Raw genomic sequence first — 25,409 nt, forward strand, 5'->3', positions numbered from 1 at the left:
CTAGTCCGCCTTTAATTTTGCCTAAAATTCGTCATATTATGGTAATTCAATAAAGACACTCGTAAACTGTGGACATCACACCGTCTCTTTATTTTTTTGTTGTTACCGAATAAGCACTGGAGCATTATTTGACCACTAAAGTCACGACCATGAACTTGTATCTTGAACCTTCAGATACACGCCGTTTAGCCTCATTATGTGGCCCATTTGACGACAATATCAAACAACTGGAACGCCGCTTAGGCGTTGAGATTATTCATAAAAATAATCACTTCACGATTGTCGGTCTACCGCGTAACGCCCTAAATGCTAATAATTTACTACGCCAACTGTATATCGAAACTCAAACAGTCAAAGGCAGTACACCTGACTTAGAGCCAGAGGTAGTGCATTTAGCGATTCAAGAAGCCATTAATCTTGAAGCCGCCCAAGACAACGATGACAGTGGCGTTCATATTAAAACCAAACGTGGCGTCATTAAACCACGCACGCCAAATCAAAGCGTGTACATGCATAACATTACTCGCCACGACATAAGCTTTGGTATTGGTCCAGCCGGTACGGGTAAAACGTATTTAGCTGTTGCTGCTGCGGTAGATGCTTATGAGCGTCAAGAAGTACGCCGTATATTACTGACTCGCCCAGCGGTTGAAGCCGGTGAAAAACTCGGCTTTTTGCCTGGTGATTTAAGCCAAAAAGTCGACCCTTATTTACGGCCTCTTTACGATGCTCTGTTTGAGATGATGGGCTTTGAAAAAGTCGAAAAACTTATTGAGCGCAGCGTGATTGAAGTTGCGCCGCTTGCTTACATGCGTGGTCGCACTCTTAACGATGCTTTTATCATTTTGGATGAAGCTCAAAATACCACGGTAGAGCAAATGAAAATGTTCTTAACCCGTATTGGTTTTAATTCACGTGCAGTGATTACCGGCGACATTACTCAAATCGACTTACCGCGCAGCCAAAAATCAGGTTTGCGCCACGCTATTGAAGTCTTGAGTGAAGTGCCCGAAATCAGCTTTAATTTCTTTGTTGCCCAAGATGTTGTGCGTCACCCAGTAGTGGCTCGTATCGTTGAAGCTTATGAAGCATTCGAGCAGCAAGAGCAAATCGAAAAGGCGGCAAAAGAACAAGCTTACCGTGAGCGCGAGCAAAAACGTCAGCAGCAAGAAAAACAGGATTCGGCACAATGAGCCAGCAAGCTATATTGTTAGACCTTGACCTACAAATTGCCGTCGACAACGCAGCAACTCCAACTCAAGCAGAGTTTGAAACCTGGGTTCGTACAGCCGTGGGCCAAACCATGGGTGAGGTTGAACTCACCATCCGAGTGGTCGAGATTGCCGAAAGCCAGCAGCTTAATTTGACCTATCGAGGCAAAGACAAGCCCACTAACGTTTTATCGTTCCCATTTGAAGCGCCGCCAGAAGTTGAACTACCACTTTTAGGTGATTTAGTCATTTGCGCAGCCGTGGTTGAACAAGAAGCAAGCGAGCAAAATAAACCCTTAAACGCCCACTGGGCGCACATGGTCATACACGGCTGCTTGCATTTGCTGGGCTATGACCATATTATCGACGAGGAAGCCGATGAGATGGAGTCATTAGAGACCCAACTTGTTGAAGGCTTAGGTTTTTCAGATCCCTATAAGGAAGCATAAATAAACAAGGTATATCAGATAGATAGCCCTTGTTTAGAAAAATATTATGAGTGACGATATCCCCCCGAGTACAAGCGCCCACAAGAGAAGCTGGTTCGATAAAATCAACCAACTATTTCAGGGCGAACCTCAAAATCGCGAAGACTTAGTCGACGTCATTGCAGGCGCTGAAATGCGCGACCTGATAACCGAAGACACTCGCGAAATGATTAAAGGTGTATTAGAGGTTTCCGACCTGCGTGTGCGCGACATCATGATCCCGCGGTCACAAATAGTAACCATCCAAATAGATTCGACAGTAGATGAATTTCTCCAAATCGTCATGGAATCTGGTCACTCTCGCTTTCCTGTCGTCAACGAAGATAAAGACCATATCGAAGGCATTTTACTCGCCAAAGATTTAATCAAATACGGTTTTAAGCAATCTGACGAACCTTTCACACTTGCTCAAGTTATTCGCCCTGCTGTGGTGGTTCCAGAAAGTAAGCGCGTAGATGTATTACTCAAAGAATTTCGCTCACAACGCTATCATATGGCCATAGTGGTAGATGAATACGGCGGTGTATCGGGCCTGGTCACTATTGAAGATATATTGGAAGAAATCGTCGGCGAAATTGAAGACGAATTTGACCACAATTCAGTTGAAGATACCGAAATAAAAAAGCTCAGTAACACTGTGTTTATGGTTAAAGCATTAACTGAAATTGATGACTTTAATGAAGCGTGTGGCACCAACTTTAGCGATGAAGAGTTCGATACTGTTGGTGGTTTAGTATCACACGCCTTTGGGCACTTACCTGAGCGTAATGAAAGTATTGTGATAAACAATATCGAATTCAAAGTCATCAACGCAGATAACCGCCGTTTAGTGCAACTTCGTGTTAAGCTACCCGACCCTAATATCAGCGAAGAATTCGACAACTAAATCGTGTTTAAAAATCAATTTATATACTCATCCTTGAGTATTATCAGTCTGGTGACAGCATTTATTGCTGGCGCCAGCACTGCATTATCTTTTGCGCCTTATGAAATCTGGGCAGCATTCCCGTTAGCACTCACTTTTGCACTGTGGCAAAGCCAATCTTTAAATGCAAAACAAAGCCTATATTACTGGCTTAGCTTTGGCTTTGGCTGTTTTGCCGTTGGTATCAGCTGGGTACACGTCAGTATTGACACCTTTGGCGGCATGCCCATTGTTGTGTCCATGGCATTGATGGCCATTTTGGCTGTGTATTTAGCAATTTACCCTGCAGTTTGTGGATATTTACTCAATAAATTATCTAAAACCCGTAAACACGCGCTATCCCCATACTTAACCTATTTAGGCTTGTTCCCAGCATTATGGGTATTAACAGAGTGGCTAAGAGGTTGGGTACTAACTGGTTTCCCTTGGATTTGGGCTGGCTACAGCCAAACGCTTGGACCGTTGAGTGAACTGGCCAGCTTTATTGGTGCTCTTGGGCTAAGTTTTATTGTTGCCCTAGTCGCCGGGGCATTAATGCTACTCACGCAAAAGCGTATATTACCTGTATTAATTATCATCCCGATCCTGGTTTTAAGCGCGTGGGCAGCACCGCAACTCAACCCAATATCAGCCAGTGGTAAAACAGTTAAAGTCGCCTTAGTGCAAGGTAATATTCCCCAAAGCATGAAATGGGAACCCGATGCACTGTGGCCAACGATGTTGAAATACATGGATCTCACTCGCGCTCAGTTTGATGACACATCAAGCGTTGATATTGTCATTTGGCCAGAGGCGGCGATTCCAGCACCAGAAGCCATGGTTGAAGACTTTTTGGCTAATGCCAACCAAGTAGCCAACATTAATAACACAGCGATCATTACCGGTATTATTAGCCACCAGCAACAAGATTTTTATAACTCGCTAATTGTGTTAGGTAACCATAATCAAAAGCAGCAACCAAGTGCTGATTATCAGGGCAACGGCACAAACGAGTTTAAAAAACATCATTTACTGCCTATTGGTGAATTTGTGCCTTTGGGTGACTTACTTCGCCCCATCGCCCCGTTTTTTAATTTACCGATGTCATCGTTTCAACGAGGTGACTACACTCAAAAAAACCTCACTGCTGTGGGTTACCATATTGCCCCGGCAATTTGCTACGAAATTGTCTTTCCTGAACAAGTTAGGGCAAGCGTGACAAACCAAACGGATATGCTACTCACAGTATCGAATGACGCCTGGTTTGGTGCATCAAATGGGCCACTACAGCACATGGAAATAGCCCAGATGCGTGCTATCGAAATGGGTAAACCACTATTACGAGGCACCAACAATGGCGTCACTGCTGTTGTTGACCCCCACGGTCGAATTACCGACGCTCTTCCGCAATTTGAAACCGGCGTGCTGGTTACTAATGTCGCGCTTTACAAAGGTGAAACCTGGTTTAGAAAAATAGGCCAATTACCTTTGCTCATCTTATGTGGCTTAATGTTATTGATGGGCATGGCTAATTACCTGCGTAAGTAGCCAACATAAATATTTACCATAAATAGGTTATCTCATTGAGGTAGCCTATTTTTTTCAGTTAATTTTTTTCTCCTCATCAATCACCGATTAAATATTGAACTATATCCATCTGAACATCGTAATAGGTCATACACAGCAACTGGAGGTTATTATGCAACTATCAGAAATAAAGTCAGCCATTAACCAGCAAGCGCTACACCCAACCATTATCAGTTATGCCGATTCAAATCATTATTTACTTGGAATAGAAGATGAGCAAGGTAACTTTAAAAGTGCTCGAGATAAAACAGGTAAATTAATGAGCCTTAATTCAATTACACAAGCGGAAATGTTGCTTAAACAGCAAGGGATACATTACGCCATGATACAAATCCAAACGGCGTATGATGAAATGATCGGTAACAACAGCTCACAACATTGCCGTTACCGAGTCGAGTTTTAGGCTAATAATTGATTATTACGGTGTGAGCGGTTCACGTGAAAACTCATCGTAATCACATTTAGGACAATCGGGGATTACTCCAGGAAAATCGATTTGCATTTCGTGACCACACTTATTGCATGTCAACTTACCTTGATTAATGATTTCCCCTGATTTGTACACACCATGATGCTTAAAATCTTGCAATAACTCATGCCATTCCACTTGGCTTCGGTCTGTAATTTCACTGAGCCATTGCCATAATGTATTTTCAATCCCGATGACCATCGGGCTAAAACTTAAATTATCGGCATTTTTCTCACTTAAGAACTCTGCAATGTCTCGCTTTAAAAATTCTTCTACCAAGGCTAACTCTTCTTCATCGGCATTTGATTTTAGTTTTAGATATGCTTTTCCTTGAGTTACTGACTTAAACAAACTTTTAGCAGTCAATGAGTTATCTTCATCAAACTTAGTTTTCACTTGTTCGAATAGTGATTGATATAAGGCTAATAGTGCTGAACTTTTTCCACTCATAAGTAATACTCCTTAATACGCACCTTTTTAATAGATCACTTCTGGTTTATTCTATGCAGTTATAAATCGCGCTGTTGAGCGTTAGATCAAACAATGGGCGGCATGGCCGGAAATAGATTGATGCAAGAGCAATATAATCCCTCAGAAATTGAAGCCTTAGTGCAAAAGCACTGGCAAGAACATAAAACCTTTGAAGTCACTGAAGATGAAAGCAAAGAGAAATTCTATTGTCTTTCCATGTTTCCGTATCCTTCAGGCCGTCTTCACATGGGCCACGTTCGTAACTACACCATAGGTGATGTTGTAGCACGATATCAACGTTTGCAAGGTAAAAATGTTTTGCAACCGATTGGTTGGGACTCATTTGGTCTGCCAGCAGAAAATGCCGCGATCAATAATAAGACCTCTCCAGCACCGTGGACTTACGAAAACATCGACTACATGAAGAACCAACTTAAGTTATTAGGTTTTGGTTATGATTGGAGCCGTGAAATTGCCACCTGTACGCCTGAGTATTATCGTTGGGAGCAATGGTTTTTCACTCAGTTGTATGCAAAAGGTTTAGTTTACAAAAAAACGTCATCGGTAAACTGGTGTCCAAACGATGAAACTGTACTGGCTAATGAGCAAGTACAGGATGGTTGCTGCTGGCGCTGTGACACTGAAGTCGTGCAAAAAGAGATCCCACAGTGGTTTATTAAAATCACCGACTACGCTGAAGAATTGCTTAACGATATCGATACGTTAGATGGTTGGCCAGAACAGGTTAAAGCGATGCAACGTAACTGGATTGGCCGTAGTGAAGGTATCGAAATGACCTTTGCCGTAGCTGACAGTAACGCAAGCTTTGATATTTATACCACTCGTCCAGATACATTAATGGGCGTCACCTATGTTGCGATTGCAGCAGGTCACCCACTTGCAATACAAGCTGCTGAAAACAATCCGCAATTAGCTGAGTTTTTAGAAGAATGTAAAAACGCTGACACCACTGAAGCCGCGATGGCATCAATGGAGAAAAAAGGCGTTGCAACTGGCTTAAACGCCGTTCATCCCATTACCGGTAAACTAGTACCAATTTGGGTCGCTAACTTTGTGTTGATGAACTACGGCACCGGTGCAGTGATGTCGGTTCCTGCACATGATCAACGCGATTATGAATTTGCGAAAAAATACAACTTAGCCATTGAAGCGGTAATTAAGCCTCTTGAAGGCGAGTTAGACGTTAGCAAAGAAGCCTTCACAGACAAAGGTGTGGTATTTAACTCTGGTGACACATTCCCAGAATTAGACGGTTTAGAGTTTCAAGCGGCATTTGACGCCATTGACGCGCGCTTGACCGCTGAAGGTAAAGGCAAACGCCAGGTCAATTACCGCCTACGTGATTGGGGTGTTTCTCGTCAACGTTACTGGGGTGCACCTATCCCGATGGTAACTCTTGCCGACGGTACCGTCATTCCAACACCTGAAGATCAACTGCCCGTTATTCTGCCAGAAGATGTGATAATGGACGGTATTCAAAGTCCAATTAAAGCCGACAAAACATGGGCAGAAACCACTGTTAACGGTCAACCAGCACTGCGCGAAACAGATACCTTCGATACCTTTATGGAATCATCTTGGTATTACGCACGCTACTGTAGCCCGCACGCAGATGAAATGTTAGATCCTGCTAAAGCGAACTACTGGTTGCCAGTAGATCAATATATAGGCGGTATCGAACACGCGTGTATGCATTTGCTGTACTTCCGTTTCTTCCACAAGTTATTACGTGACGCTGGGTTAGTTAATAGTAACGAACCAGCTAAACAGTTATTAACTCAAGGCATGGTACTGGCAGACGCTTACTACTACACCAATGAAAAAGGTGCCCGCGTTTGGGTGTCACCTTTAGAAGTGACCGTAGAAGAAAAAGACGATAAAGGCCGCATTCTTAAAGCGGTAGACAGCAAAGGCAATGAACTGGTTTACACCGGTATGAGCAAAATGTCTAAGTCAAAGAATAACGGTATTGACCCACAAGTGATGGTCGAAAAATACGGTGCTGACACTGTCCGTTTATTCATGATGTTTGCATCACCTCCAGAACTGACACTCGAGTGGCAAGAATCTGGCGTTGAGGGGGCACACCGCTTTATTAAGCGTTTCTGGAAACTAGCTAGCGACCATGTTGCCGCAGGCACAACAGAAGCACTTGATGCCAGCAAATTAAACGCTGACCAAAAAGCACTGCGCCGTGAGTTACACAAAACGATCGCAAAAGTCAGTGATGACATTGCGCGTCGTCAAATGTTTAACACCGCCGTTGCGTCAGTAATGGAATTAATGAATCACTTACTAAAAGCACCACAAGAAAGCGCACAAGATCGCGCCTTACTTGCTGAAGCGCTTTCTGCTGTGACACGTCTTCTTTACCCAATCGTTCCTCATATTGCCTTTACCGTGTGGAAAGAACTCGGGAACCAAAGCAACATCGAAGACAGCCGCTGGCCAGAAGTTGACGAGTCTGCATTAGTTGAAGATAGTAAACTGATTGTGGTTCAAGTTAACGGAAAGGTTCGTGCAAAAATCACCGTAGCTGCCGATGCATCTAAAGAAGATGTTGAAGCATTAGGCATGAGTGACGAACATGTACAAAAGCACACTGAAGGCTTAAGCATACGTAAAGTGATTTACGTACCAGGAAAACTGTTAAGTATCGTGGCTAACTAATCATTGCTAGCCAACGTCGTTAACCAGGCACTCATTAATCTGAGTGTCTGATCTCGGTTGCTAACGATAAATTCGTTAACAACGAGCTTAACACCTTGTGAGAGCTTATTACTCTCGCAAACATAATCTCATAGCAGAACAGTAACTTATCGTGCAGAACTGCGGTAAGTTACTCATGCTAATCATGTTCATAACAAGGATACCGCCCTCACTATGCTAGCAAAAAATATCTGTTTAGCCATAATGACAATGGTACTACTGACGAGTACCGGCTGCGGTTTTAAACTGCAACGGAGTTACTCTATTCCAGCAGAATTAGCCGAGTTACATTTAAGTAGCAGCGATGAATACAGTGAATTAACCCGTTTGGTACGCGACAGATTACGTATCAACCGTATTAGCCTCGTTGATGCCTCAGAAAAAACACCCACCTTGCGATTAATCACTGACACATTAGAACGTGCCACCTTGTCACTTTATCCAACCGGTAACGTAGCAGAATACGAACTCATTTATCTAGTCCATTACTCGGTCACGCTACCGGGAAAAGAGCCACAAGAGTTTGACACCGAAATTCGCCGTGATTATCAAGACGATCCACGCACCGCATTGGCAAAAAGTCGCGAAATGGAGTTGTTGTTAAAAGAAATGCGAGTACAAGCAGCAGACTATATTATTCAAACCTTGGCATCAATTGGAGCGCAATAATGCGCGTGTACCCCGATCAACTAAAACAACACTTAAAAAACTTACCTGATTGTTTTTTATTGTTTGGTGATGACCCTTGGTTGATTGAAAACAGTAAGCAGCAAATTTTAGCTGCCGCTAAAAAGCAAGGCTTTGAAGAGCGTGTACAGCTAAGCCAAGAAACGGGATTCAATTGGGGTGACTTAACCCAAGAATGGCAAGCAATGAGTTTATTTGCTAGCAGGCGAATAATAGAATTAACGTTACCTCAAGGTAAGCCAGGCACCGACGGTGCCGCGGCATTTCAAACACTATTACAACATCCTAATCCAGATATGCTATTGATTGTGCAAGGTCCAAAAGCCAGTGCAGAACAAACCAATAGTAAATGGTTTAAGTCGCTCGACGCCAAAGGACTCTATTTACCCTGCACCACACCGGAGGGTAAACAGTTTGAGCGTTGGTTAGACTCGCGAATTACCCATTATGAGCTCACGGTCCATCACGACGCTAAAGCCATGTTGTTTACTTTATTTGAGGGTAATTTACTCGCAGCTGAACAAGCAATGCAATTACTTCAACTACTTAGCCCGAAGCAAAATATTACTCCTGAACAACTCAGCGAATACTTTGAAGACCAATCACGTTTTAGCGTGTTTCAACTGTGTGATGCCATACTGGCAAATCATCAAAAACAGGCGCAACACATGCTGGTGCAGTTACAAGCTGAAGGCACTGCTATGCCGATTTTAATGTGGGCATTATTTAAAGAGATAAATTTGCTGCTCACCCTTAAGCTTGCCCAACATAATGGTGAACAACTGAATCAATTGTGGGGCAAATATCGAATTTGGGACAAGCGTAAACCGCTATATCAAGCAGCACTGACACGTTTAGACCTTGAACATATCGAGCATATGCTAGCTTTTGCCTCAAAACTTGAGTTAAACCTGAAACAAAAAGGCATCGAAGACTGGATTGGTATTAGCCATTTTTGTATTTTGTTTGACCCGCGCGCCCATAATCGATTGGCTCACATCGAGTTAACTGACTAGATTTACCCTACAAGAAAGGACTACACATGCGAATTGGTATATTGGGCGGCACCTTCGACCCCATTCACCTAGGACATATCAATCCAGCCTTAGACGTCAAACAACAACTCAATTTAGACCAAGTATGGTTAATGCCAAACCATATTCCACCGCATAAAAATAATACTATGGTCAGCAGCTTTCATCGCCTTGAAATGGTCAAGCTTGTGTGCCAGCACTACCCAGAGTTTAAATTGTGCGATATCGAAATCAATCGAGACAGCACCTCCTATAGTGTCACCACCCTGACATTACTGACCCAACAGTATCCAGAATATGAGTTCTTTTTTATCATGGGAATGGACTCATTTATCCAGTTGCCGCTGTGGTATCAATGGCAATCGCTATTTTCATTGTGTCACATCGCATTATGTCAGCGCCCTGGATGGACTATGGATACCCATAGCGAAATGGCTAAAGAACTGCTATTTCGGCAAGCGACAATCAACGATGTAAGTCGATCGAGCAAAGCTAAACACGGAAAAATATTCAGTGTAAACAGTCAGCTCATTGATATTTCATCAACCGAGATCCGCCAACGATTACAGCAACACGCCGACACTCAATCCGTATTGCATCCATCAACTCGCAACTATATTGAACAGCACCAGCTTTATCGATAACTCAAAAGATTAATTTGCCGCGGATTAAATAAGCTTAATTGCGCATTCACAGTGAATTTGAGTATAATACTCCGTTAATTTTTACTAATGAGGTACATCGCGTGCAAGGCACCGAGCTAAAAGATTTCGTTATCGATAAAATCGATGATTTAAAAGCAAAAAATATTACTGTTTTAGACGTGTCTAAACAGTCAACCATCACAGACACAATGATTATCTGTACTGGTACATCAAAAACTCACGTTCGTTCAATTGCAGAACATGTTGTTGTGTCAGCTAAAGACGCTGGTGAGCAGCCTCTTGGTGTTGAAGGTCGTGACAGCAGCGAATGGGTACTGGTTGATTTAGGTTCAGTTATTTTGCATGTTATGCAAGAACAAACTCGTGCTTACTACGAGCTTGAAAAACTGTGGTCTGAACACAGCGCCTAATGAAGTTACAGCTTATTGCCGTTGGCACCAAAATGCCTGACTGGGTGACCCGAGGTTTCGAAGAATATCAACGCCGTTTTCCAAGAGACATGGCTTTGGAACTTATCGAAATTCCTGCGGGGAAACGCGGAAAAAATGCAGATATCGCCCGAATTCTACATAAAGAAGGCGAACTAATGCTAGCGGCAGTAGCCAAAGGTAACCATATTGTCAGCTTAGATTTACCCGGCAAAAACTGGGTTACACCAGAACTTGCAGAGCAAATGACAAAATGGCAATTAGATGGTAGAGATGTCAGCTTGCTGATTGGTGGCCCAGAAGGACTCTCACCTGCTTGTAAAGAGGCGGCCAACCAAAGCTGGTGTTTATCTGCTCTCACCCTACCTCATCCTTTGGTGCGGATTATAGTGGCAGAAAGTCTCTACCGGGCTTGGAGTATTAACAACAACCATCCTTATCACAGAGAATAAGTCTGTGGCATAGATAATTAAGCTTATCGATAATGATTATCATGCAATGCTTTTTTTCATACACATCAGCTGATACAGTGATCTTTTTTTATTCAACCTTCCATTTGATAACGACGGGGATAGCATAAGTGCCGCCAAAAAAGCGCATTACCATGCATGATCACGCCGCAGAAGCAGCGCTATTTAAACGCCGAGCATTCTTTACGTTTATTTGTGTTTTTGCTCTGCTTTGCGTGTTGTTTTCCAATCTTTATCATTTGCAGGTAGTGTCTTATAAAGACTATGAAACACGTTCAAATGACAACCGAATCCGTGTTGTGCCAACGGCTCCCAGCCGTGGTTTAATTTATGATCGTCACGGTGTATTACTCGCCGAAAATCAACCTTATTACTCTCTTGAGCTAATCCCAGAAAAAGTCTCCGACGTTGATGCAACGCTTAATGAATTGCACAAACTGATTGAGTTAACTCCAGATGAACGTGAAAACATCACCGAATCGCTAAAGTTTCATCGCCGTTTTAAGCCGTTGACCATAAAAAATAAATTAACTGAAGAACAAGTTGCCACATTCAGTGTTAACCAATATAAATTTCCAGGACTTTATGTCGAGGCTGGTTTAAAACGTCATTATCCTTATAACGAGCTTATGACTCATGTGCTTGGATACGTCGGCAAAATTAACACCCGCGATAAAGCGCAGCTTGAAAAAAGCCAACAATGGAAAAACTACGCTGCTACCAAAGATATTGGTAAACAAGGCATTGAAAAATACTATGAAGGTTTACTCCATGGGATCCCTGGTCATCTTGAAGAAGAGGTTAATAACCGTGGCCGAGTGATCCGCACATTAAAAGTTACTCCACCACTTCCAGGGCAAGATATTTACTTAACCTTGGACTTAAAGTTACAACAAAAAGCCATGGAACTATTAGCCGGACGCCGTGGGTCTGTTGTGGCAATAGATCCTCGTGATGGCGGTGTATTAGCCATGGTATCTAGCCCATCGTACGACCCTAATCCATTTGTACATGGCATTAGCGGTAAAGCCTATGCTGACTTATTAAATGACAAGTCACGCCCATTGATAAACCGCTCGACCCAAGGACAATATTCCCCCGCATCAACCATTAAACCGCATGTAGCTTTGCTCGGGCTAGAAGAGAAAATTATTAACGAACGCACAAGAGTATGGGATCCAGGTTACTGGCAAATGCCCGGTGTTGAGCGTAAATGGCGCGACTGGAAAAAATGGGGCCATGGTTGGGTCGATGTGTATCACGCCATTGTAGATTCATGCGATATTTTCTTCTACGACTTAGTTTATAAAGTTGGCATTGATAAAATGGCTACGTTCATGGAACCGTTTGGCTTCGGTAAAAGTACCGGCATTGATATATTTGAAGAATCTGACGGTGTTATGCCATCACGGGACTGGAAGCGCATGCGTTACAATCAGCCTTGGTATAATGGCGACACGATTTCGGTCGGTATTGGTCAAGGCTACTGGACATCCACACCACTGCAATTAGCTAACGCCGCAGCTATTATGGCTAATAAAGGTAAGCGTTTTACCCCACACTTATTAAAGTCATTTAAAAACAATACAGTAAAAATTGACACTCCAATTGATGAGCAAGCACCAATTGAACTAAAAAATGAGCGTAATTGGGACATTATCAATGAAGCAATGCGTCAAACTGCAGACAAATCACGCTTTACTGATGCCACTTATACCGCGGCAATGAAAACCGGTACAGCTCAGGTGTTCAGTGTTGCCAAAGACCAAAAATACAATGCAGATACCATCGCAGAACACTTACGCGATAACGCATTAATTATTGCTTATGCACCCTACGAAAACCCACGCATAGTATTAGCCGTGGTATTAGAAAATGCTGGCTGGGGTGGCGCAAACGCGGGCCCATTAGCAAGGGCATTACTCGATGAGTATATTTTACGTGACGAATGGGCAATCAAACCTTGAATAATCATCCACATCAACAGTCATTTTGGCAAAAGATACACATAGATGTGCCGCTTCTCAGTGGCATTTTAGTGCTCATGCTATTCGGCTTATTTGTGATTTATTCAGCCAGTGGCGAAGACCCTGCAATGATGGAACGCCAATTAGTGCGTATGACCTTATCGCTTGGGGTCATGTTTTGTTTTGCGCAAATTAACCCTGAAATATTACGCCGTTGGGCCTTACCGATATATTTGGCGGGGGTAGTGCTATTGGTCGGCGTTGAATTATTTGGCACAATCAATAAAGGTGCACAACGCTGGTTAAATCTAGGGTTTATGGAGTTCCAACCTTCAGAACTCATCAAACTTGCCTTCCCGATCACCATGGCTTGGTATATCAGTAAATTTCCATTACCGCCTAAAAAGCGCTATCTCGCTGGCGGCGTGGTGATATTACTGATCCCAACTTTACTTATTGCTAAACAACCCGACTTAGGGACGTCAATTTTAGTCGCTGCATCGGGTGTTTTTGTACTGTTTATGTCCGGTATGAGTTGGCTCATTGTCGGTGGTGCTGTCACTGCGGTGTTGTTATTTTTGCCCGTACTGTGGTTTTTCTTAATGCACGACTACCAACGAACTCGGGTATTAACCTTATTTAATCCAGAGCAAGATCCCCTCGGGGCGGGTTATCATATAATCCAATCTAAAATTGGTATTGGCTCAGGTGGTCTATGGGGTAAAGGTTGGCTCAATGGCACACAGTCGCAATTAGAGTTCTTGCCAGAACGTCACACCGACTTTATTTTTGCGGTTATTGGTGAAGAGTTTGGCCTGATTGGTAGCTTACTTTTACTCTCAATGTATTTATTTGTTATTGGTCGAGGCCTGATTATTGCCTCGCAAGCACAAACTAGCTTTGCACGGCTTTTAGCGGGCAGCATTACTTTGACATTTTTTGTATACGTTTTTGTTAATATTGGTATGGTATCGGGTATTCTACCCGTAGTTGGCGTTCCACTCCCATTGATTAGTTATGGCGGAACATCCATGCTAACGTTAATGACTGGGTTTGGTATTTTAATGAGCATTCAAACACATAGACGATTTGTCGACAGATAGGAACTACAGTAAACATGGCAAAAATAACAGTACAAATCGCCAGCCTAACATTACTTTGCAGTATTTCTTTACATGCTAATGCTGCGACGAACAGTAATCCGGAAACACTGAAAACTGCGTTTGTTAAAGAACAGGTCAGTAAAGGTGCTAATCAAGCTGAAGTAGAACAGTTTTTGGCAACGTCTACATTTGATCAAAGCATCATAGACGCCATGACAAAACCATGGGAAGCCAAACCCTGGCATCAGTATTATCCCATTTTTCTTACCGATAAGCGCTTAGCAAAAGGCTTAGCATTTTGGAAAGAAAACGACGCGATCATTAGCAAAGCTGCTGAAAAGTTTAACGTAGACCCACAAATTATTGTCGCCATTATTGGAATTGAAACCTTTTATGGCGGCTACATGGGCAACCACCGTGTACAAGATGCGCTGTACACATTAGGCTTTTATTACCCGCCTCGCGCAACATTCTTTCGTAGCGAATACGCTAATTTAATGGCATTAATCAAAGAAGAGAAACTCGATAATAGCACCTTAAAAGGCTCTTATGCTGGAGCAATGGGTTACGGTCAGTTTATCCCTTCAAGTTACCGTCATTATGCTGTAGATTTTGATGGTGATGGCAGAAGAGATTTATTAACCAGCAAGGCCGATGCCATTGGCAGTGTGGCAAATTATTTTCATCAACATGGCTGGCAAAAAGGTCAACCTGTGGCGTTATTACTTAACCACACCTCAAACCAAGCGCCAAAAGCCAAAGTCTGGACCAAAGAGAAACTTCATTACAAGGTGTCTGACATTCTCAGCCCAAGCCTGAGTTTAGCCAATAACCAAGATATTGATGCATCGCAACAAGCATTATTAGTAAAGTTAGACCAACCAGAAAATGTTGAATATTGGCTAGGGCTTAAAAACTTTTATGTCATAACTCGATATAACAGAAGCCCACTTTATGCCATGGCAGTTTATCAGTTTAGCCAACAGCTTAATGCTCACTATCAACGCTAGGTAAATCAACATGCTAAGTTCTTTTCGCTATATTTTGTTAGCTGCGTGTTGTAGCGCCTTTCTTTTTGGCTGTTCATCTAATGACAGTAGCAGCCCAACTAAAAAAACTGGCAGTAAAAGTCGTTACCAAATGGCCGACGACCGCTACCCTGATGATGCACCAGATGTGAGCCTGGTTAAAAATGCCCAACCTAAATATGAACCTTACAGCCGCCAAGGTAATCGTGATTACACTGTATTAGGTAAAAGTTATAAGGTACTCGACACAGGCAAAGGCTTTAAAGAACAAGGCCATGCCTCTTGGTATGGTTCAAAATTTCACGGCCATTTAACTTCAAATGGTGAAACCTATGATATGTACACCATGTCGGCGGCACACAAAAACTTACCGTTACCTAGCTATGTTAAAGTCACTAATTTAGACAACAATAAGCAAATTATTGTCCGAGTAAACGATAGAGGCCCTTTTCACCACGGTCGCGTTATCGACCTATCATACGCTGGAGCTTATCACCTAGGGATGCTAGCAAAAGGCACAGCACGAGTGGCTATCGAGACCGTTTATGTGCCATCGCCTGAGCAACGAGTGATCAGTGACTTAAAAGATAACGACAACCATTTTATTCAAGTCGCCGCCTCAAAAGACAAATTACGAGTGAACATGCTTGCAAGGCAGCTTGAGAATAAATATTCAGTGTCCTCACGGGTGAGTTCGTCTAATGGCATTCACAGATTACAACTTGGGCCAATTAAGCAAATCCATTTAACTAATAAGTTACTCGATAAACTGCAAGCTGAAGGTTATCCACAAAGCTTTATCGTGCCTTAACAAGGTGATGATTCACCTAGAATGAAAGAACCTTAATGCGAAATGGTTGTCTACTCATGTATAATCATTAACAATTATTAAAATTAATTTTTTGTCTTTTCTTCGACTAACTAGAGACGTACCTAATTCATGATGACTTTTAAGACCGCTCAACTCACTTCAATGCTTTTTGCATCTGTCGTGTCTTTTTCTTCTCTTGCTGCTACCCCGCAACCGGATCCTCGCCCAACACCAAATCGCGCTCCGATGGTAACCCCTGATGCGCCAAGCGTTGCAGCAAAAGCTTATGTGCTAATGGATTATAATTCTGGCCGTGTTATCGCAGAAGAAAACGCCTACGAAAGCTTAAATCCAGCCAGCTTAACAAAAATGATGACCAGCTATGTTATTGGCCATGAAGTACGTGAAGGTAATATATCCTTAGATGATGATGTCATTATCACCAAAAATGCCTGGTCAAAAAACTTCCCTGACTCATCGAAGATGTTTATTGAAGTGGGTAAAACAGTCAAAGTACACGACTTAAACCGCGGCATTATTATTCAATCAGGCAACGATGCGTGTGTGGCAATGGCAGAACACATCGCGGGTACCGAAGGTGCGTTCGTTGATCTAATGAACTCATGGGCCAAGCAATTGGGCATGAAAGACAGTTATTTTGAAAACTCACACGGTTTAGATTCAGACAATCATAAAACCACCGCATACGACATGGCATTATTAGGCGCAGCACTTATTCGTGATGTACCGGAAGAGTACCGTGTATATTCTGAAAAATCGTTTACTTACAACGGTATTAAACAGTACAACCGTAACGGCTTATTGTGGGATAAAAGCTTAAATGTTGACGGGATTAAAACCGGCCATACATCTGGCGCAGGTTATAATTTAGTATCATCTGGTACCAGCGAAGGTATGCGTTTAATTACTGTTGTAATGGGCACAGCAAGTGAGTCTGCACGTAAAGCAGAAAGTAAAAAGCTGCTTAATTATGGTTTCCGCTTTTTTGAAACCATTACGCCTTACAAAGCAGGTGATACCTTTGTTACCCAAAAGATTTGGTATGGCGACAGAGAAACCGTTGATTTAGGTGTAATTACTGATACACCAATAACCATCAACCGTGGCAAAGCGAAAGATTTACAAGCTAACTTTGAATTAACAAAAGAATTAACCGCTCCGCTAGCTAAAGGCGAAACTGTAGGACGTGTATATTTCCAACTGGACGGTCAAGATATTGCTCAATATCCTTTAGTCACATTAAACGCTGTTGAAGAAGGCAGCTGGTTTAGCAAGCTAATGGACTACTTTAAGCAAATGTTTTCTAGCTGGTTCGAATAAATCGGTTTTGTAAACCGTCTTTGAATCAACTAATTAAAGTCGCATTTATGCGACTTTAATTTTTTCAGGTCGATAAGACTTGAATCGGGTATAATCGCCACCATATTTAAGTCATAGCCAACCCAATTGAGTAGCCAATGTTAGATACAACTTTTGACCAAGTAATGGAATTTCCGAATTCATGCCCATTCAAAGTGATTGGTGATGCCGATGACACGCTTGCTGACCGCGTTGTAGCAGTTGCACAACAACTTGCTCCTGGTGATTATGTTCCAACAGTAAAAGCATCAAGCAAAGGCAGTTACTATTCGGTCACAATCCGTATTACTGTCACAAGTAAAGAGCATATCGAAAAAGCGTATATTGATCTTGCCGCCATTGACGGTGTAAAACGCGTACTGTAACTCAAATAGAGTCAGCATTTGCGTAAAACTTGAGTATAATACTCAGGAATTAATCACACCATTTATTTAGGGGAGACGTTGCCCTTGCAAGCAAATACACTGCACGTTCGCCATTTAGGTATGCAAGACTACGAGTCTATTTGGCATGCTATGCAGGAATATACTGATACCCGAGACTCAAACAGCCAAGATGAATTATGGATTGTTGAACACTCGCCAGTATTTACTCAAGGCCAAGCAGGTAAAAGCGAGCATATCCTTAACCCAGGCGACATCCCCGTTATTCAGGTAGACCGTGGCGGTCAAGTCACCTATCACGGCCCAGGCCAGCTAGTGGTATATCCACTTATAGATATCAAACGTAATAAAATAGGCGTACGCCAATTGGTTAACCATATCGAGCAGAGTATTGTTGATATGCTAGGCCAATACGATATCGAGGCTTATGCTAAAGCCGACGCACCAGGCGTGTATATAAACGAAAGAAAAGTCGCTTCTTTAGGGCTGCGCATTCGTAAAGGTTGTTCATTCCATGGTTTAGCACTCAATGTCGACATGGATTTAGCCCCGTTTCAACGTATTAATCCGTGTGGTTATGCCGGTTTAGAAATGGTGCAATGTAAAGCCTTAGGTGGACCGCAAACCGTGCTAGAAGCCGGTGATAAATTAATCCAAACCTTTAGCCAAATTATGGGCTATCAACAACTTGTACATCATCAAGGATTAGCAGAATAATGAATAGGCCTGAAAGATTACAACCAGGTGTTAAATTGCGTGATGCTGAAAAAGTCGCGCGAATCCCTGTCAAAGTGGTGCCATCTGAGCGCGAAACCATGTTACGTAAACCTGATTGGTTACGTGTAAAGTTACCTGCTTCAAATCAGCGCATTCTGGATATTAAATCAGCCTTACGTAAAAATGGCTTACACTCTGTATGTGAAGAAGCATCGTGCCCTAACCTTGCAGAATGTTTTAATCATGGCACTGCCACCTTTATGATTTTAGGTGCTATTTGTACTCGTCGTTGTCCATTTTGTGACGTTGCTCATGGCCGTCCATTAAAACCAGATGCACAAGAACCAGTAAAGTTAGCTGAAACCATCAGAGATATGAAACTGAAGTATGTGGTTATCACTTCTGTTGACCGTGATGATCTACGTGATGGTGGCGCGCAACATTTTGCTGATTGTATCCGCGAAATCCGCTTATTGAACCCAGAAATAAAAATCGAAATTCTAGTGCCTGATTTCCGTGGTCGAATTGACGCGGCGCTAGATATATTGGCTACTGAGCCACCAGATGTGTTTAATCACAACTTAGAAACCGCACCTGCGCATTATCGCAAAGCTCGTCCAGGAGCTAACTATCAGTGGTCGTTGGATTTACTCAAACGCTTTAAAGAGCGCCATCCAAATGTACCGACTAAGTCGGGCTTGATGATGGGTCTGGGTGAAACTAACGAAGAAATCGCACAAGTATTACATGATCTACGTGCACACAACGTAGAAATGCTTACACTCGGCCAATACTTGCAGCCATCTAAATTCCACTTACCGGTAGAGCGGTATGTGCCACCCGCTGAGTTTGATGAGTTAAAGGCTCTTGCTGATGAAATTGGTTTTACTCATGCAGCTTGCGGACCTTTGGTGCGTTCAAGCTACCATGCAGATTTACAAGCTCAAGGTAAAGAGGTTAAATAACCTATTACCGAGTACAATAAAAAACAGCGCTAATGCGCTGTTTTTTATTGTCCAGTGCAGGACACGTTAAGCTTATAAGGTTTTATCCATCAAAATAGCATCTTCATTGCCATCAATGGTTTGATAATAATTTTTGCGTCTGCCAGACTCATTAAAGCCGACTTTTTCATATAGGCCCTTCGCTGCCAAATTAGACTCACGCACCTCCAACATCATCACCACTGCATCAGCGTGCTTAGCCGTGTTAAGAATATGTCGAATGAGCAATAAACCTAGACCTTGCCCTTGATGAGCTGGCGCCACACAAATATCAAGCAAAGTGGCTTCATCAATAATTTGCTGAACAATCGCAAACCCCAGCAGTTCACCTTGCTGCATCACCCCAATAGCACGATATAAGGGGCTAAAACAGTCTGCTAGGCCAGCTTCAGTCCAAGGATGACTATGTGCTTGGTTTTCAATGTTTGCCATTGCTGCAACATCATCAAGGCTTAGCACAGAAATAGAATAAGCTTCAGTGTTGTGCATTAGGCTCATCCTTATCTATTTGTTGCTTATCAAGGTGCTGGCTAATTTGCAGCCAAAGTTGGCGTTTTTCTTGCGGGTTTACAGGTAAGTCGCTTAACGGCGCACTGACAATCCACGCAACTCTCGGCCTAACTTTCACTTTACGCATGTCCCATACAACTTGAGGGCCTTTGACCATCTCGCAATCAAACTCACATTGTTCAATCTCTACGCCCAATAACCGCAATACATCAACCATTAATGTCTCATCAGAAAGATCGGCATCAAGATCATGCAACACAAGATAAGGTTTACTAGGCTTATCAGCACTACGCCAGCGAGTAATGTTCATCGCATCTAAAAAAGCTGATTGGTCCATTAGGCTCTCATTACTAGAATTTTATTCACCGCCAAGCATAGCAGCTAAGCGCTTCGGTAAAAAGAGACACATCACCCACAACAAACCGAAATAAGATTACAGCATCGGACTGATAAAATTAAATATCCATCCAATTAAGGTAAATGAAATCAGTAAAATACTAAACACGATGATCAGTAAACGCCATTGCATTACTTGTTTCAGTAAAATGAATTCAGGGAAACTTGCAGCAACCGTGGCCATACAAAATGCCAATGTAGTCCCAATAGGTAAACCATTCATAATCAAGCTTTCCATCACAGGTATAACGCCTGTCGCATTAGAGTACAAAGGTATACCAATCAATACAGCGGCTGGCACTGACCACCATTGCCCATTGCCTAAATGGGTTTCAATCCAACCGTCAGGAACAAAGCCGTGCAAGGCTGCGCCAAGTCCTACCCCAATAATAACCCACTTCCACACTCGGCCAAATATGTCTAATGTCTCATCTTTGGCAAATTGATGACGCTGAGCAAACGTCATGGTTGTTTGCGTTATGTCGCTGCTAGTCTGATTAGCTTGTGCCTGGCCTTTTTCAAGCGCCTTAGCTGCAAAAGATTGCAGCCAACGTTCTGCATGAATCGCATCTAAAAATGCCCCTGCCAGTATGCCAACCGACATACCAACTGCCACATAAATAACGGTAAACTTCCAACCGAGAAGACTGACGAGTAGCAAAATAGCCACTTCGTTAATTAATGGCGAGGTAATAAGAAATGCCATGGTGATCCCCACAGGGATCCCCGCAGAGGTAAAACCGAGAAAGACCGGAATGCTCGAACATGAGCAAAATGGAGTGACTGCACCAAAAACCGACCCCATAAAATAACCAACAAAGCGATTTTTACCGGCTAAAAAGTCTCTTACTCGTTCAACATTCAGTGAGGCTCTCACCAGAGCGATGACGTAAATCATCAGCACAAGCAGTGCAAAAATCTTAGTGGTATCTTCAATAAAGAAATGTACCGCATCAGCAAGCTTGGTATTTGGATCTAAGCTAAAGATTGTAAACGTTAACCACGTTGCCAAATCTGAAAAAATTTGCAACATAATGAGACCACCTTAAAAGATAAACATGTTGTCATAAATACTTATGCATTGAACTGATTAGGTAAAATTATTATCAACCTTATATATGAAATTTCATATGTTATAGATCATGTTTTTGATATTAACTATTTAGTTTACTAAATAACTCTACTCACTCGGGCAGCCTTCACCCGTGTTTACTTTTTTTTTACGTTTAGAAAGAGATGGCATTACTTGTCAGTTCGTGTGATATCGCCCTCCGACAACACTATGGCTGCCTAAATTAATACTATAGAAAACCTATAGTCCCTTAACAAAATCTATCAATAAACCACATCAACCTAATTGAGATAAAGGACACGAGTTTTAAATTGAATTTCTTACTATGTTTCTGTCAATTAACACCGAACATCTTCTTGTAAGTTAAACATTAAGCGTTGCAAGCAAATCTTGTCAGCTAAACGTGAAACAAATTAAATTAAGTCATCATGAAAGTCTTAAACATAATAATATGTAAATGCCACTTACTCATAGCGCAAGATAAAAAGTGTTACCTGGGCAATAAAGCACTTCAGCAAATTTGACTCTATTAATTTCAAGCGTATAGTGCATATGGATTTTCATATATACACAACATCAATAATAAAATACATTACTCATTTGCTGAAATAATCACAAAACAGCAGAAACGGTATAAACATTATTTGCATGAGTTTCGGTAGTGAAAAACTACCTTTTAGGAGTTTATATGTGGTTGGCCGGAGCAATATTTGTTCTTACCATAGTGTTAGTAATTTGGCAGCCTAAAGGCTTAGGTATTGGCTGGAGTGCGTCTTTAGGCGCGATACTTGCCTTACTTCTAGGAGTTGTTCACTTAGGAGATATTCCCGTTGTATGGAATATTGTTTGGAATGCGACTGCCACATTTATTGCAGTAATCATCATCAGTTTATTGTTAGATGAGTCAGGCTTTTTTGAATGGGCCGCATTGCATGTAGCACGATGGGGCAACGGTCGTGGACGCTTATTATTTAGCTATATTGTGTTATTAGGCGCCAGCGTAGCCGCGTTGTTTGCCAATGATGGGGCCGCGCTCATATTAACCCCTATCGTCATCGCAATGTTATTAGCATTAGGCTTTAGTAAAGGGGCGACACTCGCCTTTGTCATGGCAGCAGGCTTTATTGCAGATACCGCAAGTCTTCCCTTAATCGTCTCAAACCTTGTTAATATTGTATCAGCAGACTTTTTTGATATTGGATTTAATCAATATGCCTCTATTATGGTTCCCGTTGATATAGCAGCTATTATTGCCACGCTAGCAATGTTGCATGTATTTTTCCGCAAAGACATTCCTGTGACCTACGACTTACAAAAATTAGCCGAGCCCCAAAATGCAATTAAAGATACTAAGACTTTTAAAACAGGCTGGGGTGTATTAGCGTTATTGCTATTTGGCTTTTTTGGTTTAGAACCATTAGGTGTTCCAGTCAGCTTGGTTGCTGCTGTAGGTGCCTTAATTTTATTTATCGTTGCAAGAATAAACAAGACGATTGATACTATCAAAGTATTACGAGGGGCACCGTGGCAAATTGTGGTCTTTTCGCTTGGAATGTATTTAGTCGTATATGGTTTACGTAATGCAGGTTTAACTGATTACTTATCAAATATATTAAATACCTTAGCAGAACAGGGTCTCTGGACTGCGACTATGGGAACAGGCTTTTTAGTCGCGTTTTTATCGTCAATCATGAATAACATGCCTACAGTATTAGTCGGCGCGTTATCGATCGACGCCAGTAATGCAACAGGAGTGATTAAAGAAGCGATGATTTACGCCAACATTATTGGCAGCGATTTAGGCCCTAAAATCACCCCTATCGGAAGCTTAGCTACATTGTTATGGCTGCATGTTTTGGCTCAAAAAGACATTAAAATTACCTGGGGTTACTATTTCAAAGTCGGAATAGTCATGACCTTACCAGTGTTATTTGTCACGCTCGCCGCACTTGCACTTCGTTTATCGCTCTAACTGTTAATAAGGCACTAAAACTAATATGTAGTGCCTTATTGCAATATGTTTAACGACTTAGATAAATGATATTTAGATGATTACGACTAAACATGCGCTTGTAATAAAGTAGTGATTTCATCAATGGTAGCAAGTCGGCCACTTAACAGAACCTTATCATCGACAACTAGTGCAGGTGTAGACATCACGTCATAATCCATTATTTTCTCGATATCAGTTACTTTTGACACGTTAAAATCAATATTTAACGTTTTTGCTGCTTCTATTGTTGCGTCAGTGAGTTTTTGGCACTTAGTGCAACCAGTACCAAGTATTTTGATTTCCATCTTACCGCTCCTATAATTGAGCAAAATTTAATGACCGATTTTATCACTTCACAAAAGTAAGATAAAAATCAGTCTATTAATGTGATCCACGGCTACATTTAGTTATTCAACTGAGACTCAATTCTAGAAAACAATAAGGGTCTATGGTTAAAGATAAGTTACAGAACGATAAGCTAGAATTAAACGCGACCCAGTTAGAGTACTATAATCAAAACTTAATTAGACAGATAAGAAATCAGCAGTGTGCTTATGTTGATACAATCGACATGTAAACAAAACATGTTTATGAAAGACAACTCAATCGACATATATGGCCATTTTTATATCCCATGTGGATAACATCAATATTAACTAAACTGTTAAAAGTATTGGTTTAGCATATCAAGCATTGTATCGCTCTCATCAGCTTGCTCTACGTTAAAATGTCTAACGCAACCTTGGTCAACAAATGGCTGAGAACGAAGGAATTTGAATTATTACATCACTTGAATTTAGAAGTTTACTGAAAGGAATATTGAAGTAAATGCTAGAAAAGACAAAAGCCTAGCATTTCTGCTAGGCTTTCTAAATTTGGCAGGGGTGGCAAGACTCGAACTCGCAACCATCGGTTTTGGAGACCGCTGTTCTACCAATTGGAACTACACCCCTGTTGACGTGGGCATTATGCTAAAACTGCTCCCAAAGGTAAAGTACTTTTTTAATATATCAGTTCAACTGCAGTTTTTTCAGGCAGTTCAATATGCTTATTTAAAGTGAGGAAAAATGAAAGACGAAATTAACACAGATGCTTTTTAGGAATATCCAATTTATCATCTGCACAGATCATTTTACCCACCTAAACTCACGATCAAGCTGCCCCATTAAAGCTTTCATTCATATGACAAAAAATTTACTCTGAATTAATCGGGTGAGATTAAGCAAGTTATCGAGTTTAGCTTTTTCGCGCGACCTGTACGGGTATAGGAATTTCGTTAAATTGTCTGGAACAATGTTCGTAAATGTATATACACATAAGCCCTAGCACTTTCTGCTAAGGCTTATACGAGTATTAGGCGTCTGGAATTAACCTACTCTCGTATGGGCATATCGACCACACTAACATCCGTGTTTAGTCGTAAAATTCAGATGTAAAAAAGCCCGTTGCGTTAGCAACAGGCTTATCACTCTTTTTTCAGAGAAATTAGGCGCCTGGAAATGACCCACTCTGGCATGCCGACTACACTGACATCCCTGTTGTTTAGTAGTAAATTTCAGATGTAAAAAAGCCCGTTGCGTTAGCAACGGGCTTTTCACTCTCTTTTTAGAGAAATTAGGCGCCTGTCATGGCCAGCTACGAGCAAGCTCTTCGCGTTCGTTAATTTGCATAAAGCGTCGCTTTATAAACACAAAAAACTCACCCTACGACCCACAAGGATGTGGGAAGTGCCTTAAATTGTTGGGAACAATTTTGGCCTATCACATGGTATGGCAGCATGCTACGCACGTACTCTCTATGTCCCATCCATTCAACACTCAAATTTCAGACGTAAAAAAGCCCGTTGCGTTAGCAACGGGCTTATCACTCTCTTTTCAGAGAAATTAGGCGTCTGGAAATGA

At 41.9% G+C, this 25,409-nt stretch carries 25 protein-coding genes and 1 tRNA gene; 20 read left to right on the forward strand and 6 right to left on the reverse strand.

The genetic code is table 11. The features are described 5' to 3' along the window. Positions 1-128: 128 nt before the first annotated feature. From IEY40_RS10660 to IEY40_RS10680, 5 genes are all read left to right on the forward strand, one after another. Positions 129-1,193, forward strand: a complete 1,065-nt coding sequence (locus IEY40_RS10660) for a PhoH family protein (RefSeq protein ID WP_188955949.1) — start codon at positions 129-131, stop codon at positions 1,191-1,193. Next, on the forward strand, positions 1,190-1,660 hold the full coding sequence (ybeY, locus tag IEY40_RS10665) for an rRNA maturation RNase YbeY (RefSeq protein ID WP_188955951.1): 471 nt from the start codon (positions 1,190-1,192) through the stop codon (positions 1,658-1,660). The genes IEY40_RS10660 and ybeY overlap by 4 nt, the downstream gene beginning before the upstream one ends. A gap of 46 nt (positions 1,661-1,706) precedes the next feature. Then, positions 1,707-2,585 carry a CNNM family magnesium/cobalt transport protein CorC gene (gene corC / locus IEY40_RS10670; RefSeq protein WP_188955953.1) on the forward strand — a complete coding sequence of 293 codons (879 nt, stop codon included), beginning with the start codon at positions 1,707-1,709 and terminating at the stop codon, positions 2,583-2,585. Between the two features lie 33 nt (positions 2,586-2,618). Continuing rightward, positions 2,619-4,151, forward strand: a complete 1,533-nt coding sequence (gene lnt / locus IEY40_RS10675) for an apolipoprotein N-acyltransferase (protein WP_283107988.1) — start codon at positions 2,619-2,621, stop codon at positions 4,149-4,151. Between the two features lie 151 nt (positions 4,152-4,302). Continuing rightward, a complete protein-coding gene (locus IEY40_RS10680) occupies positions 4,303-4,593 on the forward strand; it encodes a DUF6482 family protein (protein ID WP_188955957.1) in 291 nt (96 codons plus the stop codon). A 15-nt stretch (positions 4,594-4,608) separates the two neighbouring features. Here the strand turns inward: IEY40_RS10680 and IEY40_RS10685 are convergent, their stop codons facing one another. Continuing rightward, positions 4,609-5,109, reverse strand: a complete 501-nt coding sequence (locus IEY40_RS10685; protein WP_188955959.1) for a zinc ribbon-containing protein — start codon at positions 5,107-5,109, stop codon at positions 4,609-4,611. Between the two features lie 120 nt (positions 5,110-5,229). On the opposite strand from IEY40_RS10685, the gene leuS reads away from it, so the two are divergent. The 14 genes from leuS to lipA all read left to right on the forward strand — a co-directional run bounded on the left by leuS (position 5,230) and on the right by lipA (position 19,498). Continuing rightward, complete coding sequence (gene leuS, locus IEY40_RS10690) at positions 5,230-7,821, forward strand: leucine--tRNA ligase (RefSeq protein ID WP_188956028.1); 2,592 nt, start codon at positions 5,230-5,232, stop codon at positions 7,819-7,821. 213 nt (positions 7,822-8,034) lie between these two features. Continuing rightward, positions 8,035-8,529 (forward strand): LPS-assembly lipoprotein LptE, encoded by a 495-nt coding sequence (locus tag IEY40_RS10695; RefSeq protein ID WP_188955961.1) that lies wholly within the window; start codon positions 8,035-8,037, stop codon positions 8,527-8,529. Then, positions 8,529-9,563 (forward strand): DNA polymerase III subunit delta, encoded by a 1,035-nt coding sequence (holA, locus tag IEY40_RS10700; RefSeq protein WP_188955963.1) that lies wholly within the window; start codon positions 8,529-8,531, stop codon positions 9,561-9,563. The genes IEY40_RS10695 and holA overlap by 1 nt, the downstream gene beginning before the upstream one ends. 26 nt (positions 9,564-9,589) lie before the next feature. Beyond that, a complete protein-coding gene (gene nadD, locus IEY40_RS10705) occupies positions 9,590-10,225 on the forward strand; it encodes a nicotinate-nucleotide adenylyltransferase (protein WP_188955965.1) in 636 nt (211 codons plus the stop codon). 101 nt (positions 10,226-10,326) lie between these two features. Then, positions 10,327-10,656, forward strand: a complete 330-nt coding sequence (gene rsfS, locus IEY40_RS10710) for a ribosome silencing factor (RefSeq protein ID WP_188955967.1) — start codon at positions 10,327-10,329, stop codon at positions 10,654-10,656. Continuing rightward, positions 10,656-11,126, forward strand: a complete 471-nt coding sequence (gene rlmH, locus IEY40_RS10715; RefSeq protein WP_188955969.1) for a 23S rRNA (pseudouridine(1915)-N(3))-methyltransferase RlmH — start codon at positions 10,656-10,658, stop codon at positions 11,124-11,126. The genes rsfS and rlmH overlap by 1 nt, the downstream gene beginning before the upstream one ends. Before the next feature lie 128 nt (positions 11,127-11,254). Further along, positions 11,255-13,111 (forward strand): penicillin-binding protein 2, encoded by a 1,857-nt coding sequence (gene mrdA, locus IEY40_RS10720; RefSeq protein ID WP_188955971.1) that lies wholly within the window; start codon positions 11,255-11,257, stop codon positions 13,109-13,111. Next, positions 13,093-14,214 (forward strand): rod shape-determining protein RodA, encoded by a 1,122-nt coding sequence (rodA, locus tag IEY40_RS10725; RefSeq protein WP_428848150.1) that lies wholly within the window; start codon positions 13,093-13,095, stop codon positions 14,212-14,214. Before mrdA ends, rodA begins: the two co-directional genes overlap by 19 nt. A 14-nt stretch (positions 14,215-14,228) precedes the next feature. Beyond that, the gene (gene mltB / locus IEY40_RS10730; protein WP_188955973.1) at positions 14,229-15,224 is read left to right on the forward strand and encodes a lytic murein transglycosylase B; all 996 of its coding nucleotides are present in this window, start codon (positions 14,229-14,231) and stop codon (positions 15,222-15,224) included. 10 nt (positions 15,225-15,234) lie between these two features. Continuing rightward, positions 15,235-16,053, forward strand: coding sequence for a septal ring lytic transglycosylase RlpA family protein (locus IEY40_RS10735; protein WP_188955975.1), 819 nt, complete (start codon positions 15,235-15,237; stop codon positions 16,051-16,053). A 129-nt stretch (positions 16,054-16,182) separates the two neighbouring features. Further along, positions 16,183-17,394 (forward strand): serine hydrolase, encoded by a 1,212-nt coding sequence (locus IEY40_RS10740; RefSeq protein WP_188955977.1) that lies wholly within the window; start codon positions 16,183-16,185, stop codon positions 17,392-17,394. A 137-nt stretch (positions 17,395-17,531) separates the two neighbouring features. Further along, positions 17,532-17,798, forward strand: coding sequence for a DUF493 family protein YbeD (gene ybeD, locus IEY40_RS10745; RefSeq protein WP_160054041.1), 267 nt, complete (start codon positions 17,532-17,534; stop codon positions 17,796-17,798). An 84-nt stretch (positions 17,799-17,882) separates the two neighbouring features. Beyond that, positions 17,883-18,533: a lipoyl(octanoyl) transferase LipB gene (gene lipB / locus IEY40_RS10750; RefSeq protein WP_188955979.1), complete on the forward strand. Its 651-nt coding sequence runs from the start codon at positions 17,883-17,885 to the stop codon at positions 18,531-18,533. Next, positions 18,533-19,498, forward strand: a complete 966-nt coding sequence (lipA, locus tag IEY40_RS10755; RefSeq protein ID WP_188955981.1) for a lipoyl synthase — start codon at positions 18,533-18,535, stop codon at positions 19,496-19,498. The genes lipB and lipA overlap by 1 nt, the downstream gene beginning before the upstream one ends. A gap of 72 nt (positions 19,499-19,570) precedes the next feature. Here lipA and rimI read toward each other — a convergent pair whose 3' ends face one another. The 3 genes from rimI to IEY40_RS10770 form a co-directional block, all read right to left on the reverse strand. Then, positions 19,571-20,026, reverse strand: a complete 456-nt coding sequence (gene rimI / locus IEY40_RS10760) for a ribosomal protein S18-alanine N-acetyltransferase (RefSeq protein ID WP_188955983.1) — start codon at positions 20,024-20,026, stop codon at positions 19,571-19,573. Beyond that, on the reverse strand, positions 20,013-20,384 hold the full coding sequence (locus IEY40_RS10765) for a hypothetical protein (protein ID WP_188955985.1): 372 nt from the start codon (positions 20,382-20,384) through the stop codon (positions 20,013-20,015). Before IEY40_RS10765 ends, rimI begins: the two co-directional genes overlap by 14 nt. A gap of 96 nt (positions 20,385-20,480) precedes the next feature. Further along, entirely contained in the window at positions 20,481-21,476 is a 996-nt protein-coding gene (locus IEY40_RS10770) for a permease (RefSeq protein WP_188955987.1), read from the reverse strand. Positions 21,477-22,203: 727 nt separating this feature from the next. On the opposite strand from IEY40_RS10770, the gene IEY40_RS10775 reads away from it, so the two are divergent. Continuing rightward, positions 22,204-23,487, forward strand: a complete 1,284-nt coding sequence (locus IEY40_RS10775; RefSeq protein WP_188955989.1) for an arsenic transporter — start codon at positions 22,204-22,206, stop codon at positions 23,485-23,487. Between the two features lie 86 nt (positions 23,488-23,573). Here IEY40_RS10775 and IEY40_RS10780 read toward each other — a convergent pair whose 3' ends face one another. Together IEY40_RS10780 and IEY40_RS10785 are read right to left on the reverse strand one after the other, a co-directional pair. After that, positions 23,574-23,813: a thioredoxin family protein gene (locus IEY40_RS10780; protein ID WP_188955991.1), complete on the reverse strand. Its 240-nt coding sequence runs from the start codon at positions 23,811-23,813 to the stop codon at positions 23,574-23,576. Between the two features lie 571 nt (positions 23,814-24,384). After that, positions 24,385-24,461 (reverse strand) — tRNA-Trp (locus IEY40_RS10785). Positions 24,462-25,409 lie beyond the last annotated feature (948 nt).

It is taken from the genome of Shewanella ulleungensis (genome assembly GCF_014648315.1).
In the GTDB taxonomy this organism is placed as follows: Bacteria; Pseudomonadota; Gammaproteobacteria; order Enterobacterales; family Shewanellaceae; genus Shewanella; species Shewanella ulleungensis.